A 14,527-nucleotide genomic window follows, 5' to 3' on the forward strand; every position below is an offset into this window, starting at 1 on the left:
ATGGGGGACGACGCGAGGGCGGCGCGGGTCCGCGCGCTGTGTGACGATCTGACAGCCGAGACCGTCGATCTGCTGGCGCTGCTGGAGCCGTTGGACGAGGACGCCTGGCTCACCCCGACTCCAGCCGCCGGGTGGAACATCCGCGACCAGGTCACGCACCTGGCCTACTTTGATGAGGCGACGGCGCTCGCCGCGACCGACCCCGAGGCCTTCGCGGCCAGGGCACGGGAGCTGACCGGACTCGGCGACGACTTCAGCGACGTGATCGCCGCGCGCTGCCGTGATCTCGCCGGGCCCGCCGCCCTCGACTGGTTCATCCAGGCCAGGGCCGCGCTGTCGGCGGCCCTGCTGGCAGCAGATCCGACCGTGAAGTTGCCGTGGTTCGGCCCGCCAATGAACTCCGCCTCGTCAGCCACGGCGCGGCTGATGGAAACGTGGGCCCACGGTCAGGACGTCGCCGACGCGCTGGGACGGGAGCGGGTCCCGACCGTCCGGCTCCGCCCCATCGCCCATCTGGGTGTGGCCACCATGGCCTGGGGTTTCACCGTGCGCGGCCGGCCCATCCCAGCCGATCCAGTCCGGGTGGAGCTCACCGCGCCCGAGTGCGACCGATGGGAGTGGGGCCCCGATTCCGCCACCTCCGTCCTGCGAGGACCGGCCCTGGACTTCTGCCTGCTCGTCACCCAGCGCCGCCACCGCGACGACCTGCGGCTGGAGGCGACCGGCGAGCCGGCGCGGCGCTGGTTGGAGGTGGCCCAGATCTTCGCCGGCCCACCGGGGCCTGGCCGACCGCCTGGTGCCAACGTCCCTGACCCGTCGGGCGGCGACCGGATCCTGGCCGGCGGCGCCGGCCCCGCCCGCTGCGTCCCCGGCGGATCGACTGGCGGGAGCCAGTCGTGAGCGGACTCAGGCGGCCGGTGCGCATCGCCAATTGCTCCGGGTTCTACGGCGACCGGATCGATGCCGCCCGACTCATGGTGGATGGCGGGCCGATCGACGTCCTCACCGGTGACTACCTGGCCGAGCTGACCATGTTCATCCTGTGGAAGGCCCGCGCCCGCGGCGGCGCTGGCTACGCCCGGACCTTCGTCGACCAGCTCACCGAGGTCCTCGGTAGTTGCCTGGACCGGGGGATCAGGATCGTCACCAACGCGGGCGGGCTCGACCCCGCCGGGCTGGCCGAGCGAGTGGCGAGGGTCGCGGCCGAGCTGGGGCTGGCGCCGAACGTCGCGTACGTCACCGGCGATGACCTGGTGGGCCGGCTCGGCGACCTGCAGGCGACCGGTGAGCGGTTCACGCACCTCGACACCGGGCGGGACCTGGCCGCGGCCGCCGTGGAGCCGCTCACCGCCAATGCCTACCTCGGGGGATGGGGCATCGCCGCGGCCCTGGCCGGCGGCGCCGACGTCGTCGTGACCTCCCGGGTCACCGACGCCTCCCTCGTCGTCGGCCCGGCCGCCTGGTGGCACGGCTGGGGGCGGACGGACTGGGACCGGCTGGCCGGCGCGGTCGCCGCTGGGCATGTCATCGAATGCGGGCCCCAGGCGACCGGCGGCAACTACGCGTTCCTCGACGAGATCACCGATCTGCGCTACCCAGGATTCCCGATCGCCGAGGTCGCCGCCGACGGTTCCAGCGTCATCACGAAGCATCCGGGCACCGGCGGCCTGGTATCGGTGGGAACCGTGACCGCCCAGCTTCTGTACGAGATCGCCGGACCGGAGTACGCCGGCCCGGACGTCACCACCCACTTTGACACTGTGCGCCTGACCCAGGATGCACTCGACCGGGTGCGCCTGTCCGGAACGCGGGGCAGCGCGCCGTCGGGCCGTCTCAAGGTGGCCTTGAACTATCTGGGTGGCTACCGCAACACGATGACGCTGGTCCTGACCGGTCTCGACATCGAGCGGAAGGCGGCGTGGGCCCGCCGGGAGCTATTCGATCTCCTCGGCGGCGAGGAGTCGTTCGACGAGGTCGACGTGCGGCTGCTGCGCTTCGACCGGCTGGACGCCGACGCCAACGCCCATGCCACGGCACACCTAAGAATCACGGTCAAGGACGCCGACCGCAGTCGGGTCGGCCGGGCGTTCTCCAACGCGACCCAGGCGCTGGCCCTGGGTGGATACGCCGGCTTCCACACCACCACCCCGCCCGGTCCCGAGAGCGCCTACGGCGTGTACTGGCCGACGACCGTGGCCAGGGATGCCGTCGAGCATCGAGTAGCGTTCGCCGACGGTTCGTCGTCCGTCATCCCGCACAGCCCGCGCGGCCAGGGAACCGATGTCGCGCTCGGCACCCTGGAAAAAGGCGGCCCCGCGCTGACGACCGAGAGGCAGCCCGTTTCGCGGCCGACAGCCGATGAAGGCTCGACGGTACGAATACCGCTCGGCCGCCTGGTCGGTGCCCGGTCGGGAGACAAAGGCGGCAACGCGAACGTCGGGCTTTGGGCCAGCGACCACGCCGTCTACGACTGGCTGCGGGACACACTGACCATCCAGCGGTTCACCGAGCTGCTGCCGGAGGCGCGGGGGCTGGTGGTCCGGCGGTACGACCTGCCCAACCTGCGGGCGCTCAACTTCGTGATCGTCGGCTTGCTGGGAGAGGGCGTCGCCTCGTCGACCCGTCCCGACCCGCAGGCGAAGGGGCTCGGGGAGTACATGCGCTCCCGTCACCTCGCCGTCCCGGTAGCCCTGGTTCCGGCAAACGCCGTCCCGGACGCCGCCGCCCCGACCACGCGTCGGACCCGGGCTGCCCAGTGAGCGAGGGTGGGCAGGCCGCGCCGGCGACCCGCGTTCGGGTGCGTGACCCGGAACGGCGGGAGCGGATCCTGGCCGCCTCGGCCGAGCTGATCGCCGCCCGTGGCTACCACGCGGTGACCATGGCGGACATCGGTGAGGCCGCCGGGATCGTCGGCTCCGGGATCTACCGACACTTCAACGGAAAGTCCGAGGTGCTGGCGGCCCTTCTCGAGGGCGTCATGGACAACCTGTGGGCGGACGCGATGCGGATCGTCGACGCGGGCGCTGACCCGGCGACCACGCTGAGCCAACTGATCGCGGCCCAGGTGGACTTCTCCATCGATCGTCGGGTTTTGGTCGCGCTCTACCTGCGGGAGGCCGCCACGCTGCCACCCGATCGCGGCCGCGGGCTGCGGCGCATGCAGCGGCGCTACATCGAGGAATGGGTGACCAACCTCCACGAGGCCCGGCCCGAGCTGAACGAGGCCGAAGCGCGGACTCTGGTGCACGCCGCGATCGGCGCGATCCAGTCAGTGGTCAACCATGACAGCGGCCTGCCGCGTGGCGACCTCGCAGCCGTTCTGACCGGCGTGGCTCACGCCTGCCTGGGTCTTTCCCGGATGACCACGTGAGGAGGGCATGGGTGAGAGCGGTGGATGAGAGCCGAATCTCCTACTCTTCTGGAGGCACCCGTGGAGTTCGCTGAGGACGCGGAGCTGCTGTCGCGCAGCACACGCTCGGCCTGCCACGGTCGTACTGAGTCGTCCCGACCAGTGCCACCGCGTACTCCTGTGAGCTGGGAGGCGGGGACGGGCGGACCTTGTTCGTGGCGACGTCGTCCGGCGTCGACGGAGTGACGCCATCCGGTCGGATCGAGACCACGCGGGTCGCGATACCCGCCGCCCGCGCGCCAGTCTCGCGGCTGGACTGATCGGGGACTGGCGCGCCGGGCAGGCGGTCGCCGGGGGATGCCGCAGCCCGCACCGCCGTGGGACAAGCGAGCCCTCTCTGGCCGCCTCCCGGAGGAGCACGGTGTGCTCCGGGAGCGCCGGAGCAGGCCGCGACGGCTCACCGCAGTTATGGTGCCCACCACATAGTGCATGCTATCTTCGTAGCTGAGTGGCTGGATCGCGTGATCGTCGATCGGCGGATCCTGCCCGCTGTTGCCGTCCGAGGGGACGCCCGCGCCCTCGCGGGCATGCTCGCCCCCGCCGTCTTGGTACGCCGATCCGATTCCGGGAGGATCTGGTGCTTGATCCGACGCCTCTTCGGGGCGGGCCGCTCGCCGGCCTGAGTGTGCTCGATCTGTCCTGGGGCGCGGCCGGTCCGATGACCACGATGCTGCTGGCCGACTCCGGCGCGGACGTGCTGCGGATCGAGTCGCCCGCTGGAGATCCGGCACGTGACGAGGTCGCCTACCGGGTGTGGAACAGGGGCAAGCGCAGCGCCGTCCTCGACCTGCGCGACGACGACCAGCGCGCGGCGTTCCTGCGGCTGGCCGAGCGATCCGACGTACTGGTGGAGTCGTTCGAGCCCGGCGTGACCGAGCGGCTGGGTATCGACGAGGCGACGCTGCGCCGGCGCAGCCCACGGCTGGTGTACTGCTCGATCACCGGCTACGGGCCGGACGGCCCGGACGCGCACCGCCCGGGCTACGACTCCCTCGTCGCCGCCCGCACCGGATTGCAGTGGGAGGTCCGGGGCTATCCGGGGACGGCGCTGAACCGGATCAGCCGGGCGGGGATCCCGTTGCCGGACCTGGAGGTGCCGGACCTGCCGGCGAGCCGGTTCGGTCAGGACGGACCGGTGTTCTCCCGCTCGATGTGGCCGAGCCTGGGCGCCGCCTACCTGGCCACCGCCGGCATCAGCGCGGCGCTGCGCGCCCGCGAGGTGACCGGGCTCGGCGAGCACGTCCAGACGTCCCTCCTGCAGGGCGCGATGGCCGCGGCCGGGCCGAACTGGCAGCGGGTGGACAACGCGGACGCGCCCGGCTACTGGATGTGGGTGACCGACCGGCGAGCGCCCGAGGGCCTGTTCGAATGCGCCGACGGTCGCTGGGTGCATTTCTGGACGATTCGTCCCACCTTGGTGCTCGACGCGGCGGTCGGCGACGAGCTGATGCTCGACGGTCCGCGGGACGACATGCGGGGCGGAGGCGGCGTGCGCATCGGCATGGACGCGGACGAGCTGCCGATCCTGTACCTGTTCCACCAGGAGCTCGTCGAGGCGTTCCGGAAGTTTCCCAGTGAGCAGTGGGTCGCGTTCGGCGCGGCGCGCAACCTGGGTATCGCCCTGGTCCGCTCGCCGGAGGAGGCGTTCGCCGACCAGGCGCTGCTCGACCACGGATGCGTCGTCGAGGTCGCCGACCCCGAGGTAGGGCCCATCCGGCACGCCGGAGTCCTCCTGGAGTTCGCGGCCGCCCCCGGCGCCGTGACCGGCCCGGCACCGCGCCCCGGCGAGCACACCCACCAGGTCCTGGCCGCCTCCGCCGGCGTCGGCCTCGCTGACGGAGGCGGCCAGCACGGGCAGGCGTCGACTCCCGCGGCCACCCGGCAGGGCGCGCCGCTGCGGCGCGGACCGCTGGACGGCGTGCGGGTACTCGACCTCGGTATCGGGGTGGCCGGCCCGTGGGGCGGCCGGGTGCTCGCCGACCTCGGCGCCGATGTGATCAAGGTGCACGCCCTGCACGACGGTTACTGGTCCACCACCCACCTGGGCCTCGGCACCAACTGGGGCAAGCGCAGCATCGCCCTCAACCTCAAGGACCCAGCTGGTCGCGAAGTGCTCGACCGCCTCCTCGCCACCGCCGACGTCGTCGCCCACAACATGCGCCCCGGCGCGGCCGAGCGACTCGGCATCGGCTACGAACAGCTGCGCACCCGGTTCCCCGGGCTGATCTACTGCCACACCCGCGGCTTCGAGGACGGGCCGCGCTCGTCGCAGCCGGGCACCGACCAGACCGCGAACGCGCTGGCCGGCACCGAGTACGAGGACGGCGCCTGCCGGCTTGGCGGCCCGCCGCTCTGGAGCCGGGTCAACATGGGCGACACCGGCAACGGCTACCTCTGGGCGATCGCCGTCATGCAGGCGCTCTACCATCGCGAGCGCACCGGCGAGGGGCAGCGGGTCGGCACCGCGATCATCAACGCCGCCCTACTGGCGACGTCCTACGCCTACAGCCTGGCCGACGGCACACCGGTCGAGCGGCCACGCATCGACGCCGCCCAACGTGGCCTTTCAGCCCTGCACGGGCTGTACCGGCTCGCCGACGACAGCTGGCTGTCCATCGCCGTCCTCGCCGCGCCTGCCTGGTCCGACCTGTGTGACGTGCTGGAGGCCGCCGAGCTGCGAGACGACCCGCGGTTCGCCGACTTTGCCGCTCGCCGCGCCCACGACGCGGAGCTGAGGGCCGCACTCGAGCCGCTGTTTGCCCGCCGGACCGCCGAGGAGATCGTCCCCGCGTTCGACAAACGCGACCTGCCCTGCGAGATCTCCTCCACGACCTACTCCACCCAGCTGTTCGACGACCCGGACATCCGCGCCCGCGGCTGGATCGCCACCGCCCATCGCCCCGGGGTCGGCCGCCTCGAGCAGCCCGGCGTCCTGGTCGACCTCACGGTTCACCCCGGCGGAGTCTCCGGGCCGCCCTGCCTCGCCGGCGAACACACCCGACCGGTGCTAGCCGAGCTCGGCTACCAGTCCGACGCGATCGACGCGCTGATCGCCTCCCGGACCGTGCTGGAAACCGCGCCCACCCCCTGAACCCGGAACACCCAACCAGCTGTGTTCCCCCACGGGACCAAAGCCACCATCACCGTAGGAGGTGCCCTGTGCCCGGACTCGATCGACTCATCTCCGTGGACTCCCACTACCGGGTCACGATCGACCAGCTCAAGGAAGCGGTACCAGCCCGCTTCCACGACGGGATCGACCACGCCAACCGACTGGTCGAGGCACCCAGGTTGGCCGCGATGCAGCGCCGCGGAACCCCGCCGCTCGGCCTGGGCTCCTACCTGCACGAGGCCGCCCGCCACCCCGGGTACTCCGACCCCACCGCCCGGCTCGCGGCGATGGACGAGGACGGCGTCGACGTCGAGATTCTCTTCAGCGACCTGTCCGCGTTCCGGATCTTCCACAAGATGCTCGACGGCTGGAAGGAGACCGCCCGCGCCTTCGCCGACATCAGCTCCGCCTTCGCCGCCGCCGATCCCGCCCGGCTGCTCGTCGCCTACCAGCTCCCCCTGCTCGACATCGACCAGGCGGTCGCCGAGCTCGAACGGCTGGTGACCGACCACCAGGCGCGCACCGTGCACCTGCCCACCAAGCCCGGCTCGGTCGGCCTGCCCGAGTACTACGACCCCCGCTACGACCCGCTGTGGGCGCGGCTGCAGGAGCTGGACATGCCCGTCTGCCTGCACCTCGGCGTCGAGGACGAGTACTGGCAGCTCGCCGCCGTCGACCCCACCCCGCAGCTGGGTGTCTTCACCTCCCAGCCGCCGATGCGGCTGTCCGAACAGCTCGGCATGTTGCTGCTGTCGGGTCTGTTCGAGCGCTTCCCAGGGCTGAAGTTCGTCTTCGTCGAGCCCGGCCTGAGCTGGGTGCCGTACTACCTCGACATCCTCGACTACATGACCACGCACGGCTACGAGTTCCCCGCCCTGAAGCAGAAGCCCAGCGCCTACTTCCAGAGCAACATCTTCCTCACCTTCATGGACGAGCGGCGCGGCGTGAACATGCGCCACGACATCGGCATCGACAACATCATGTGGTCCACCGACTTCCCCCACCCGGCCTGCACCTGGCCCAACTCGCGCAAGGTCGTCGCCGAACTCATGCGCGACGTCCCCGCCAACGAGGCCCACAAGCTCGTCTACGGCAACGCCAAGCGGGTCTTCCACCTCTGAGCCCGGGCCCGGGCCACCCACTGTCGCGGAGCCGACCCCCGGCGCCGGGGGTCGGGGGAGCAGCCGTCGCCGGTGGCAGCTGCCGTCCACCGGGACGACGCGCGGCCCGGCCCAATACGGCCGTCTACAGCCCGAGCATGGAGACGCTGCGGTCCCACAGCTCCTCCGCGAGGCGAGCGTCTTCCGCCTGGGGGGCGCTGCGGGCGAGCTTGTTGCCGGAGTAGTACTCGCCGGGCTCCCAGGTCGAGCCAGGGGTTCCCTCGGCGAGCCAGGCCAGGGCGTCGCCGCCTTCGTCCGCTCCCTTGAGAAGCAATCGCGAGAACGGAGGACGGTAGATCCAACGAAACCAGCTGGTGGTTTCGCTGGCGAAGTTGGTCGCGAGGTTGCCAGGGTGGAACGCGACCGCCGAGACACCCCGGTCGTGGTACCGGCGGTGCAGCTCGCTCGTGAACAGGATGTTGGCCAGCTTGCTGTCGCCGTAGGCCTTGTTCGGCGAGTACCTCCGTTCGTTCTGCAGGTCGTCAAGGTCGAGGTGGCCGTAGCGCTTCGCCGCGACGCTGGAGGTCTGCAGCAGCTTGGCTCGCGACGACACGAGCGTCGGCATGAGTAGGTAGGTGAGCAGGAACGGCGCGAGGTGATTGATCTGGAAGGTCTTCTCGAAGCCGTCCTTCGTGACCTCCCGGTCCCCGAAGATGCCGCCGGCGTTGTTGGCGAGCACCTCGATCCGCGGATACCCGGCGGAGAGCTGGTCGGCGAGGCCGCGGACGCTCTCGAGGTCCTCGAAGTCGGCGAGGTGGTAGGGAACGTCGATCTCGGCGGCGACCGCCGCCGTCCTGTCCTGGGAGCGGCCGACCAGCACCACCCGCTCGCCCTTGGCCGCCAGTTGTCGGGCGGCGGCGGCACCGACACCACTGCTTCCGCCCGTGATGACGATGGTCTGATCTCCCACGACGTTCCTCCCCGTGCTGGCCAAGCCCGCAGCCTCGACTGTCGACCTGGATGTGGTCCCGCGAGCTGGTGCCTTTCCGACCTGGGTCCTGATATGGGACCTGCAGGCAGCAGCCCAGTCCCGCTACGTCACATTCCCCACAGGTAGGGATCGGGAGCCGACCGGTCGATGATGGCCGCCGCCCGCCGGCGAATCACTTCATCCTGCCAGTCGATATCGGCGGCGAACCGGCCACCGTGGAGCCGCTTGTCGGCCTCGTGGTCGTGGTGAGCCCAGAAGTTCCCGCTACGCACGGTCTCCAGCACCGTCGTCGCGACTTCCGCCGGCTCCGCGAGCACGGCCGCCACGCCGCCCGCCTCAAGGCCTCGCTGCACGAACGTCATAGTCTCGCGGTCGCCCGCCAGGTTCGTCTTCGTCAGGGGAGGGAGCACGACGTGCGCCTGGATCAGTGACCGCTGGTCGCGTAGCTGGCCGTGTAGGCATTCCATCAGCGTGCAGACAGCCTGCTTGGAGGTCGAGTACGCAGGCGTCTGGTACATGACGCCAACGGCTCCGGACCCGGACGACGTACCGAGAATATGGCCGGGAGTTCCCTGGGCGATCATGCGTGGGGCGAACGCCTTGATGCCGTGCAGGATCCCGAAGAAGTTGATGTCGTAGATGCGGCGCCAGTCGGAGATCTCGTCGTCGAACAGGCCGCCGCCCCCGGCGACACCGGCGTTGAGGAACAGGATGTCCACCTGTCCGTACTGCTCGAAGGCGGCGTCGGCCAACTGTCGGACCGAGTCGAAGTCCGCGACGTCGGTCGGCACGCCGAGCACGTCGTGACCGAGGTCGTGCAGCTCCCCGACGGCGTCCGCCAACGCCGCAGCGTCGACGTCGGACAGCACGACCCTGCAGCCCTGCTGCGCGAAGAGCCGGGCCGTGGCCCGGCCGATGCCGTGCGGCCCGCCGCTGCCAGTGACGACGGCGACCTTTCCTTCGAGGTCCTCCACGCACTTCTCCATTCCATTCTGCGGCGGCCTCGCCCGGTGCGGCTTTGCTACAGCGGCCGCTGTTCTGGCTTCTGTCTGGCTCATTGGGGTGAGCCTTCTTACCCGCGGAGACGAAATGAGATTTCGATCAGACCCGCTCCGGGTCCTTGTAGACGATGACGGTCTTGAGCTCGGCGTAGGCGTCGAGGCCGACCTGGCCGTTGTTCCGACCGATGCCGCTGGACTTCACGCCGCCGAACGGGATTTTCGGGTCGATCTCGGTGTGCTGGTTCACCCAGGCGGTGCCGGCTTCGAGGCGGGTGGCGAGCTGCTCGCCCCGTGCGAGGTCCGAGGTCCAGACGGAGGCGCACAGCCCGTACTCGGTGGCGTTGGCCTGCTTGACGGCCCACTCGACGTCGCTGAACGGGATGACCGGCAGGACCGGCCCGAACTGCTCTTCGTCCACGACCCGCACGCCAGGGCCGACGCCCGTCAGGATGGTCGGCGGGTAGAAGTAGCCGGAGCCGTTGACCGCGGCGCCGCCGGTGACCGCCTTCCCGCCGTTGTCGAGGGCATCGGTGACGAGCGCGCTGACACGGTCGAACTGGGGCTTGGTGGATAGCGGGATCATGCCGGCAACCCGTTCCCGGGCGATCACCGCGAGTTCGTCGACGAGGTCCTGGTAGACCGTCTCATGGGCGTACACCCGTTTGATCGCGGCGCAGACCTGGCCGTGGCCGGTGAACGCGGAATCGAAGATTCGCTGCGCGACCTTCTTCGGGTCGACGTCGTCGAGCACGATAGCGGCGTCGTTGCCGCCCAGTTCGAGCAGCAGGTTCTTGAGGCCCGGCGCGGCGGCGGCGGCGATCGCGCGGCCCGCCGCGACGCTGCCCGTGAAGCTGATCAGCCGGGTGGTCGGGTGCGAGACCATCGCCTTTCCGACCTCGTCGTCGCCAGCGAGGATGTTGACCACGCCCGGTGGGACGAGGTCTTTCCAGATCTTCGCGACGTAGAGCGTGGCCAGCGGCGTGAACGGTGAGGGCTTCGCGACGATCGTGTTTCCGACCAGCAGGGCGCTGAAGACCTTCTCGGCGAGAATGAGGATTGGCGCGTTCCATGGGATGATCGCCGCGACGACGCCGACGGGGGCGCGAACCACCTTGACGGTGCGCTCGGCGGAGTCCTCGATGACGTCGACGGGGAGCTCCTGCTCGGCGATGTGGTTGCCGAACCAGGGCGCGGCCAACGCCTCCAGCGCGATCGAGGTGGCGCCCTTCTCCAGCGCGGTGAGCTCCTCGATCGTCGCGTAGTTGGCCCCAATCGCCTCGGCCATCGCCTTGATCACCGCGCGACGGTCTGCCTGCGGCCTGGCCGACCATGCGGGGAGAGCGGCGGACGCCGCCGACATCGCGTCGTCCACCATCGCGACCGTCGCCGCCGGGAAGTGCGCGACCAGCTCCCCGGTGGACGGATCAGCGACGGGCATGGATCGATCATTCGTTACCAGCGCGCCGTTGATCAGCTGACCTAGCTCACTCACCGTTGCCTGCGCACTCATCAGGAAGTCGCCTCATCCGTCGGCCATGCGCATGTCGCGCCCCACCTGCCATCTGTGACCACATACAAGATAGTTATCGCTATGTAGTAATGCAACAGTCCGGTGCGAATAGTGCGGGACCTCCCAAGATCGCAGGTCTTCCGGTAGGTGTCGCCCGGCGCCGACCGGCTACCGAACGTGATGAAGGTGGAGCTCGCTTCTCTGCGGACGTCTGTCGAGATGGCCGTGGCCTGGGTGAATGTTCTGTTCTGGCCTGCGTTTGGTCGCCGTGGCAGGGTGGTGTCCATGATGGAAGCGGAGCGGTTCGAGGTCTCTCGGCAGGTGACGGCGTCGCCCTCGACGGTGTTCGCCGTGCTGCGGGATCCCGCGGGGCATGTGAAGATCGACAGTTCCGGGATGCTTCAGTCGGCCGACGGCGAGCCGGTGAGTACGGTCGGCGACTCGTTCGTCGTGCACATGGACCGCGAGGCGCTGAACGACTACCCGCTCGGTCAGTACGACGTGACCGTGATCATCACGGAGTACGAGCCGGACGCGCTCATCGAATGGACGATCGGCAGCAAGGTGAACGACCAGCCGCTGCGGCACCTGTACGGCTACCGCCTGGAACCTAAGGGCGCCGGTACCCGGGTCACCTCGTACTACGACTGGTCACAGATCCCCGACGCCTACCGCGGCAAAGGGATCTTCCCCGTGATCCCCGAGGCCGCGCTGCGCGCCACCCTCGGAATCCTCGCCCGCACCGTCGAATAACCAGCACAGTCGAATAACCAGCACCGTCGAATAGCCAGCGGCGCCCCGGCGAGGTTCGCGCGGCGGGCGGCCAGCCGCCGCCCGGTGCCGGACCGTCGTGTGCCGAGATCGCCCGAGCTAGCAACTGGCATCGCCGAGGCCGCGCCGGGCGGGCGGCTCTCGGCGCCGTCGTGGCGCCCGGTGAAACGAGGTCTGTTCGTGGGTTTCACGACCCTCCAGCACGAGGTCAGTGACGGGGTTCTCACAGTCAGGCTCGACCGTCCCGACGCGCTCAATGCGTTCACCGTCGAGATGGCCGACGAACTGGAGACGACCTTCCGCGATGTCAACGACGATGACCGCGTCCGTGCCGTCATCGTCACCGGCTCTGGTCGCGCGTTCTGCGCGGGCATGGACCTCGCGGTCGGGGGCAACGCCTTCGGCCTCGACGAGACGGCCACGCCGACGCTCGCGGACCTGGTGAACCTTGACGATCCCGCTCTTCGGCGGATCCGGGACACGGGTGGCCGGGTGACTCTGGCGATCTACGACTGTCGCAAGCCGGTGATCGCGGCGATCAACGGGGCCGCCGTCGGCATCGGGGCGACGATGACGCTCGCGATGGACGCGCGGCTGATGTCGACCCGTGGCCGGTTCGGCCTGGTGTTCGGGCGTCTCGGGATCACCCCGGAGGCCTGCTCGACCTGGTTCCTGCCGCGGCTCGTCGGCATGGCGACCGCGCTCGATCTGGTCTACAGCGCGGAGATCCTCGACGCGGAGAAGACCGTGGCCGTGGGGCTGGCGGGCTCGGTCCACGACCCCGCCGAGCTCTTGGTCGCGGCGAGAGCGCTCGCGGACAGCTGGACGGCGGGCCGGTCGCCCGTCGGCGTCGCACTGACGCGCCAGATGATGTACCGCAACGCGGCTGTTGCGCACCCGGCCGACGCGCACCGGATCGACTCGCTGTCGATGTTCTACACGAGCCGCGGCGACGGGGCCGAGGGCGTCGCCGCGTTCCGCGAGAAGCGCGACGCACGGTTCACGACCTCCGCGGCGACCGACCTGCCGCCGTTCTACGACGACTGGATCCGGTCGACCGAGCCCAACGCCGGATCTCGCTCGGACGCGTAGGACGGCAACGGACGTACCGCGGCGCATCCTGGTCCGGTCGCGAGCCCGCGCGGTGCCGCTGTGGAGACGGCCCACACCCCTTCGTAGGTAGGGAGCGGTCCGGCCTGGTAGCAGTCCCTGCCTACGAATACTGGTCCAGTCCATCCATGTGAGATAGTGTTTACTATGTCGTGTTAACGATCTGATGGTGATCGCGAGGCCTCCCTTGGAATTGGCCGCTGTCGCAATAGCGAGATCGGCCGTCAGTGATCCTGGGGACAACGGCCGCCGGGTGTGCGAAGGAAGATCATTTTCGCACACCCTTTGGCCCTCTAGGCCCTGGCTTACTGAGGCGGCACCCACGTCGGGTCCGCTGGCCGCCTGACGGCCTGCCGACCAGACGTGGATCCGGGCGACCTCCGACCGGTTCACCGCGAACGGATGACACCGCCGGCCACGCGCCGACGTCGTAGATAACTGAACTTTCAGGTGCCAGGGTGCGCACGCTCCGCGGGGGATGACTGCTCCGCGGAGCGTGCGCCGGACAGGGTGGCGTATGAAGATCGAGGGATTCAACCGCGTCGAGTTGGTCGTCGCCGAGAGCGAGATAGATCGGGCGGTCCAACAGTTCAACGAGGTCCTGGGCCTGTGCTTACCGAAGCCGCACGCGATCGATGGCCGGCCGGTCCTCTCTGCGACGGACTTCGGTGGATTCATCGAGCTGGTCGCCCCGATCGGAGCGGCGGGCGGCTTCGGGGAGAAGCTCCGGCGAGGTCCTGGGCAGATCGGGCCGCTCGTCTGGGAGGTCGCCGATGTCGACGAGACCAGGAGCTGGCTGCAGGAACACGGGTACCGGATCGTCTTCGAGTACGACAGTCGTCTCGGCAACGACTGCGAGCAAGCGCAGGCGGTCTATCAGCTGGTCTGCGATCCTGCTCAATGGTTCGGCTTCAACGTGACCTTCATGCGGCGCTATGGCAACCCTCGTACCGGAGGAGATGGCGACCATCTCGCGACGAACAAGGGCTTGGCGCGCCGCTTCTGCGAGCTCTACACAGCAGGTGACTGGACTGCCCTCGCAGAGCTGCTCAGCGAGGACTTCCGGTGGCGGCAGCCCACCAGCGGCCGGCGCCAGTCGTCGATGCTCGCCGCGGCGCCCGCGCTCAATGCGGACATCGGCTACTCCAAGGCCGAGACGCTGGAGATCTTCAGAAACACGGTCAAAGGATGCGTGGACGGTCGGTTCGACCTCATCGCGCGCACCCTCACGGCCGAAGACGACCGCGTCGCCGTCGAGGCCCGTGGCTACGCCGTAAACGCAGCGAACGGACGCACGTACGACAACCGGTACCACCACCTGTTCGTCTGCCGCGCGGGCGAGATCGTTGAACTCCGCGAGTACCAGGACACCTTGCTGCTCTTCGACGTCTGGATGGCCGACTGACGCCCGAGTGACGGACCTACACCCACACTCGTCCCGCAGGCCCATGCCGCGCCACCGGGTCTCGCCGGCCGAGCTCGGTCGCACCTGCACGATTCCTTCCTGTGTCCCTGGCTGGTGA

General features: G+C 69.7%; 11 protein-coding genes. 8 read left to right on the forward strand and 3 right to left on the reverse strand.

What is annotated here, in order from left to right:
* From QOZ89_RS11255 to QOZ89_RS11275, 5 genes are all read left to right on the forward strand, one after another.
* On the forward strand, window positions 1-900 hold the full coding sequence (locus QOZ89_RS11255; protein ID WP_312623716.1) for a TIGR03084 family metal-binding protein: 900 nt from the start codon (window positions 1-3) through the stop codon (window positions 898-900).
* On the forward strand, window positions 897-2,759 hold the full coding sequence (locus tag QOZ89_RS11260; protein ID WP_312623717.1) for an acyclic terpene utilization AtuA family protein: 1,863 nt from the start codon (window positions 897-899) through the stop codon (window positions 2,757-2,759). The genes QOZ89_RS11255 and QOZ89_RS11260 overlap by 4 nt, the downstream gene beginning before the upstream one ends.
* Window positions 2,756-3,370, forward strand: a complete 615-nt coding sequence (locus QOZ89_RS11265; protein ID WP_312623718.1) for a TetR/AcrR family transcriptional regulator — start codon at window positions 2,756-2,758, stop codon at window positions 3,368-3,370. Before QOZ89_RS11260 ends, QOZ89_RS11265 begins: the two co-directional genes overlap by 4 nt.
* A 616-nt stretch (window positions 3,371-3,986) precedes the next feature.
* On the forward strand, window positions 3,987-6,500 hold the full coding sequence (locus QOZ89_RS11270; protein ID WP_312623719.1) for a CaiB/BaiF CoA transferase family protein: 2,514 nt from the start codon (window positions 3,987-3,989) through the stop codon (window positions 6,498-6,500).
* Window positions 6,501-6,568: 68 nt separating this feature from the next.
* Window positions 6,569-7,642, forward strand: coding sequence for an amidohydrolase family protein (locus QOZ89_RS11275; protein ID WP_083420148.1), 1,074 nt, complete (start codon window positions 6,569-6,571; stop codon window positions 7,640-7,642).
* A gap of 124 nt (window positions 7,643-7,766) precedes the next feature.
* Here the strand turns inward: QOZ89_RS11275 and QOZ89_RS11280 are convergent, their stop codons facing one another.
* The 3 genes from QOZ89_RS11280 to QOZ89_RS11290 form a co-directional block, all read right to left on the reverse strand.
* Window positions 7,767-8,591, reverse strand: coding sequence for an SDR family NAD(P)-dependent oxidoreductase (locus QOZ89_RS11280; RefSeq protein ID WP_071054750.1), 825 nt, complete (start codon window positions 8,589-8,591; stop codon window positions 7,767-7,769).
* Window positions 8,592-8,719: 128 nt separating this feature from the next.
* Window positions 8,720-9,586, reverse strand: a complete 867-nt coding sequence (locus QOZ89_RS11285; RefSeq protein ID WP_157910644.1) for an SDR family NAD(P)-dependent oxidoreductase — start codon at window positions 9,584-9,586, stop codon at window positions 8,720-8,722.
* 127 nt (window positions 9,587-9,713) lie between these two features.
* Window positions 9,714-11,051, reverse strand: a complete 1,338-nt coding sequence (locus QOZ89_RS11290; RefSeq protein ID WP_312623720.1) for an aldehyde dehydrogenase family protein — start codon at window positions 11,049-11,051, stop codon at window positions 9,714-9,716.
* A 357-nt stretch (window positions 11,052-11,408) separates the two neighbouring features.
* Here QOZ89_RS11290 and QOZ89_RS11295 point away from each other — a divergent pair, with 357 nt between their 5' ends.
* The 3 genes from QOZ89_RS11295 (at window position 11,409) to QOZ89_RS11305 (ending at window position 14,409) form a co-directional block, all read left to right on the forward strand.
* Window positions 11,409-11,876 (forward strand): SRPBCC family protein, encoded by a 468-nt coding sequence (locus tag QOZ89_RS11295; RefSeq protein ID WP_083420151.1) that lies wholly within the window; start codon window positions 11,409-11,411, stop codon window positions 11,874-11,876.
* A gap of 198 nt (window positions 11,877-12,074) precedes the next feature.
* Window positions 12,075-12,986, forward strand: a complete 912-nt coding sequence (locus QOZ89_RS11300; RefSeq protein WP_071054744.1) for a crotonase/enoyl-CoA hydratase family protein — start codon at window positions 12,075-12,077, stop codon at window positions 12,984-12,986.
* A 535-nt stretch (window positions 12,987-13,521) separates the two neighbouring features.
* Entirely contained in the window at window positions 13,522-14,409 is an 888-nt protein-coding gene (locus tag QOZ89_RS11305; protein ID WP_071054742.1) for a nuclear transport factor 2 family protein, read from the forward strand.
* Window positions 14,410-14,527 lie beyond the last annotated feature (118 nt).

The sequence above is a fragment of the Pseudofrankia coriaricola genome, from assembly GCF_032027725.1.
Classification (GTDB): domain Bacteria; phylum Actinomycetota; class Actinomycetes; order Frankiales; family Frankiaceae; genus Pseudofrankia.